The 4,768-nt window shown below is 69.0% G+C and carries 2 protein-coding genes and 2 pseudogenes; 3 read left to right on the top strand and 1 reads right to left on the bottom strand.

Annotation, left to right across the window (positions count from 1 at the left end; genetic code table 11):
* The 3 genes and pseudogenes from aceE to lpdA all read left to right on the top strand — a co-directional run.
* Nucleotides 1–887, top strand: a pseudogene (gene aceE / locus PKD06_RS18350) (pyruvate dehydrogenase (acetyl-transferring), homodimeric type); the annotation flags it as partial.
* 85 nt (nt 888–972) lie between these two features.
* Nucleotides 973–2,298: a dihydrolipoyllysine-residue acetyltransferase gene (gene aceF / locus PKD06_RS18345; RefSeq protein WP_324382684.1), complete on the top strand. Its 1,326-nt coding sequence runs from the start codon at nt 973–975 to the stop codon at nt 2,296–2,298.
* A 37-nt stretch (nt 2,299–2,335) separates the two neighbouring features.
* The gene (lpdA, locus tag PKD06_RS18340; RefSeq protein WP_324382682.1) at nt 2,336–4,417 is read left to right on the top strand and encodes a dihydrolipoyl dehydrogenase; all 2,082 of its coding nucleotides are present in this window, start codon (nt 2,336–2,338) and stop codon (nt 4,415–4,417) included.
* 85 nt (nt 4,418–4,502) lie between these two features.
* On the opposite strand, the pseudogene PKD06_RS18335 reads toward lpdA, so the two are convergent.
* Nucleotides 4,503–4,768 (bottom strand): annotated as a pseudogene (locus tag PKD06_RS18335) (4-hydroxybenzoate octaprenyltransferase); the annotation flags it as partial.

Below are 4,768 nucleotides of genomic sequence, written 5' to 3'. Positions count from 1 at the left end.
TGATCCCGTTCTACATCTACTACTCGATGTTCGGCTTCCAGCGCGTCGGCGACCTCGCCTGGGCGGCGGGCGACATGCGGGCGCGCGGCTTCCTCCTCGGCGGCACGGCCGGGCGCACGACGCTGAACGGCGAGGGTCTCCAGCACGAGGACGGCCACAGCCACATCCTCTCGGCGACGATCCCGAACTGCGTCTCCTACGATCCGACCTTCTCGTATGAAGTGGCGGTGATCGTGCAGGACGGCCTGCGGCGCATGTATGCCGAGCAGGAGGACGTCTTCTACTACATCACCGTGATGAACGAGAACTACGAGCACCCGGCCATGCCGGCCGGGGCCGAGGCGGGCATCGTCAAGGGGATGTATCTGTTCCGCGAGGGCGAGGGGAAGGGTCTCAGGGTCCAGCTCCTCGGCTCGGGCACGATCCTGCGCGAGGTGATCGCGGCGGCGGATCTCCTGGCGGCCGATTTCGGCATCCAGGCGGATGTCTGGAGCTGCCCGAGCTTCACCGAGCTGCGCCGCGAGGCGGTCGAGGCCGAGCGCTGGAACCTGCTCCACCCGGAGGAGATGCCGCGGAAGAGCTATGTCGAGACCTGCCTCGAGGGCCGGGAAGGCCCGGTCATCGCCTCGACCGACTACATGCGCCTCTTCGCCGACCAGATCCGCACATGGGTCCCGGCCCGCTACCGGGTGCTGGGCACGGACGGCTTCGGCCGCTCCGACTATCGCAAGCGCCTGCGGTATTTCTTCGAGGTCGACCGGCACTGGGTCGTGGTCGCGGCCCTGAAGAGCCTCGCCGAGGAAGGCTCGGTGAAGCCCTCCGTCGTGACCGAGGCCATTAAGAAGTACGGGCTCGACCCCAACAAGCCCAATCCGGCGACCGTCTGAGACGGGCCGTTCCCCGACCGGGTCCGGCCTGAGGCCGGGCCCGCCCTCCCTGCAAGGGTAGGGAAGGCGCCATCCGCCGCTCCAGATCAAGCCAGCCCCTCATTCGCCCCCAGGGCCACCCAATCCAGGAGGAACACCCGTGTCGATCGAGATCAAGGTGCCGGATATCGGCGACTTCAAGGATGTCCCCGTCATCGAGATCCTCGTCAATGTGGGCGACAAGGTGAATGTGGACGATCCGCTCGTCTCGCTCGAATCCGACAAGGCGACGATGGAGGTGCCGGCCTCCGTCTCCGGCATCGTCGAGTCGATCGCGGTCAAGATCGGCGACAAGGTGAGCGAAGGCGCGACCATCCTGGTCGTGCAGGCGGGCGAGGGCGGCATGGCCCAGCCGCCTTCCCTCGTCGAGCAGCAGGAGCCGGCTCCCTCCGCGCCTCCCCCTCCGGCCCCTGCGGCTCCCGCCGCGGCCTCTGCCGCGGGCGGCTCGAAGATCGCCGATTTCTCCGGCGTCCATGCCAGCCCCTCGGTGCGCCGCCTCGCCCGCGAGCTGTCGGTCGACCTGAACCAGCTCAAGGGCACGGGCGAGAAGGGCCGCATCACACAGGGCGACGTGCGCAACTTCCTGAAAGGCCCCGCCGCCTCGCCGGCCGCCGCGGCCGCCCCTGCCGGCGGCTCGGGCATCCCCGAGATCCCGGCCGTCGATTTCTCGAAATTCGGCCCGATCGAGGTCAAGCCGCTCGCCCGCATCAAGAAGCTGTCCGGCCCGCATCTGCACCGCGCCTGGCTCAACGTGCCCCACGTCACCCATAACGACGAGGCGGACATCACCGATATCGAGGCTTACCGCAAGGAACTCGACAACGCCGCCAAGGAGAAGGGCTTCCGCGTCACCTTGCTCGCCTTCCTGGTCAAGGCGGCCGTCTCGGCGCTGCGGGCGCATCCCGAGTTCAACGCCTCCCTCTCCCCCGAGAAGGACGCGCTGATCTACAAGAAGTTCTACAATATCGGCATCGCGGTCGACACGCCGGACGGGCTCGTCGTGCCGGTGATCAAGGATGCCGACCGCAAGGGCGTCCACGAGATCAGCCAGGACATGGGCACGATCTCCAAGAAGGCCCGCGACGGCAAGCTCGGGCCCGCCGACATGAGCGGAGGCACCTTCTCGATCTCCTCGCTGGGCGGCATCGGCGGCACCTCCTTCACACCGATCGTGAACGCGCCCGAGGTGGCGATCCTGGGCGTCGTGCGCTCCAGGATGACGCCGGTCTGGAACGGCAAGGAATTCCAGCCGCGCCTCGTGCTGCCGATCTCGCTCTCCTACGACCACCGGGTCATCGACGGGGCGCTCGCGGCCCGCTTCGCCCGCCACCTCTGCACCTCCCTCGAGGACGTGCGCCGGCTGATCCTCTGATCGGCCGGCCGAACGGAAGCCTCACGGGAGACAGAGCATGAGCAACGAAATCCGCGTCCCCGATATCGGCGACTTCCAGGGCGTGCCGGTCATCGAGGTCCATGTGAAGCCGGGCGACCAGGTGCAGGTCGACGACCCGCTGATCTCGCTCGAATCCGACAAGGCGACGATGGAGGTTCCCTCTCCCGTCGCGGGCACGGTCGGCGAGATCCGGCTGAAGGTCGGCGACAAGGCGAGCGAGGGCGACCTCATCCTCCTCCTGGAGAGCGCGGCCGCGCCCGCGACGCCGCCCAAGGCGTCGGTCAGCCAGGGGGCCTCGGTCTCCTCGGGGGGGCCGGCCGGCTACGGCTCGGCGAGCGGCCATTACGACACGATCGAGGTGCGGGTTCCCGATATCGGCGACTTCAAGGGCGTGCCGATCATCGAGGTCCATGTGCAGCCGGGCGCGGAGATCGCAGCCGACGAGCCGCTGATCACCCTCGAATCCGACAAGGCGGCGATGGAGGTCCCCGCCCCGACCGGCGGCAAGGTGGCCGAGATCAAGGTCAAGGCCGGCGACAAGGTCAGCGAGGGCGACCTCATCCTGACCCTGACCACGGCGGCGGCCCGCTCCGGCGCCTCGGTCAGCATGGGCGGCGGCACCCCACCGACCCCGGCCGGCGCGCCCGCGCCCCAGGCCAAGCCCCCGGTCGCCGGCAAGGGCGACATCCATGGCGAGGTCGTGGTGCTGGGCGGCGGGCCGGGCGGCTATACGGCCGCCTTCCGCGCGGCCGATCTCGGCAAGCAGGTCGTGCTCGTCGAGCGCTGGCCGCAGCTCGGCGGCGTCTGCCTCAATGTGGGCTGCATTCCTTCCAAGGCCCTGCTCCATGCCGCCAAGGTCATTTCCGAGAGCCAGGAGATGGGCCCCCACGGCGTCACCTTCGCGCCCCCGCAGGTCGATATCGACAAGCTGCGCGGCTGGAAGGAAAGCATCATCAAGAAGCTGACGGGCGGCCTCGGCGGCCTCGCTAAGCAGCGCAAGGTGACGGTGGTGCAGGGGACGGGCCGCTTCACGGCCCCGAACCAGATCGAGGTGCGGGCCGAGGACGGCACGGCGAAGACGGTGAGCTTCGAGCACGCCATCATCGCGGCCGGCTCCGAGCCCGTGACGCTGCCCTTCATCCCGCACCACGATCCGCGCGTGATCGATTCGACCGGGGCGCTCGCGCTGGACGGAGTGCCGAAGCGCCTCCTCGTGATCGGCGGCGGCATCATCGGGCTCGAAATGGCGACGGTCTACCAGGCGCTCGGCGCGAAGGTGACGATCGTCGAATTGATGGACCAGATCATCCCCGGCGCAGACAAGGACATCATCACCCCGCTCGCCAAGCGCGTGGCGAAGATCTTCGAGGCGATCCACCTCAAGGCCAAGGTCACCAAGGTCGAGGCCAAGGCGGACGGGCTGCATGTCTCCTTCGAGGGCGGCTCGGCGCCCGCGACCGACATTTTCGACAAGATCCTGGTCGCCGTCGGGCGGCGTCCGAACGGGCGTCTGATCGGGGCGGAGAATGCCGGAGTCGCGGTCGACGAGCGCGGCTTCATCGCGGTCAACAAGCAGATGCGCACCAACGTGCCGCATATCTTCGCCATCGGCGACATCGTCGGCCAGCCCATGCTGGCGCACAAGGCGGTGCACGAGGGCAAGGTCGCGGCCGAGAACGCCTCGGGCCACCCGGCCTATTTCGACGCCAAGGTGATCCCGTCGGTCGCCTATACCGATCCCGAGGTCGCTTGGGTCGGCATGACGGAGAACGAGGCCAAGGCGAAGGGCGTCAAGTACGGCAAGGGTGTCTTCCCCTGGGCCGCCTCGGGCCGCTCGCTCTCGCTCGGCCGCGACGAGGGCATGACCAAGGTCCTGTTCGAGGAAGGCTCCGAGCGCATCATCGGCTGCGGCATCGTCGGCCCCAATGCCGGCGACCTCATCGCGGAGGCGGCCCTCGCCATCGAGATGGGCGCCGACGCCGCCGATATCGGCGCGACCATCCACCCCCATCCGACCCTGTCGGAGACGGTCGGCATGGCCGCCGAGATGTTCGAGGGAACGATCACCGACCTCATCGCGCCGAAAAGGAAGAAGTGACGGGCGCCTGCCCGCCGCGGATCGCGTGTTGCCGGAGGCCCGCCGCGAGGCGGGCCTTTTGCTGTCCGGCTGCGCGCCTTGGGGCTCAGCGCATCAGGGCGTCGGCGAGGAGCCCGGCGAAGAGCAGAGCCCCGGCGTCGCGGTTCGACCGGAACAGGCCGAGGCAGATGTCGGGCCGGGCCGGATCGAGCCGGCGAACCTGCCAGGCGAGATGCAGCGCGAAGGCGGCGAGGCCGGCATGGCTCGGCCAGGCGCCGCCGGCGCCCCGGATCGCGAGGCCGATCAGCACCACGGTTGCCGCATAGAGCAGGGCGATGATCGGCCGCGACCAGCGCCCGAAGGTGCGGGAGG

This window comes from Enterovirga sp. (genome assembly GCF_035325185.1).
In the GTDB taxonomy this organism is placed as follows: domain Bacteria; phylum Pseudomonadota; class Alphaproteobacteria; order Rhizobiales; family Beijerinckiaceae; genus Enterovirga.
Note: the sequence above shows the minus strand (reverse complement) of the source record. Positions and strands in the feature narration are given on the sequence as shown.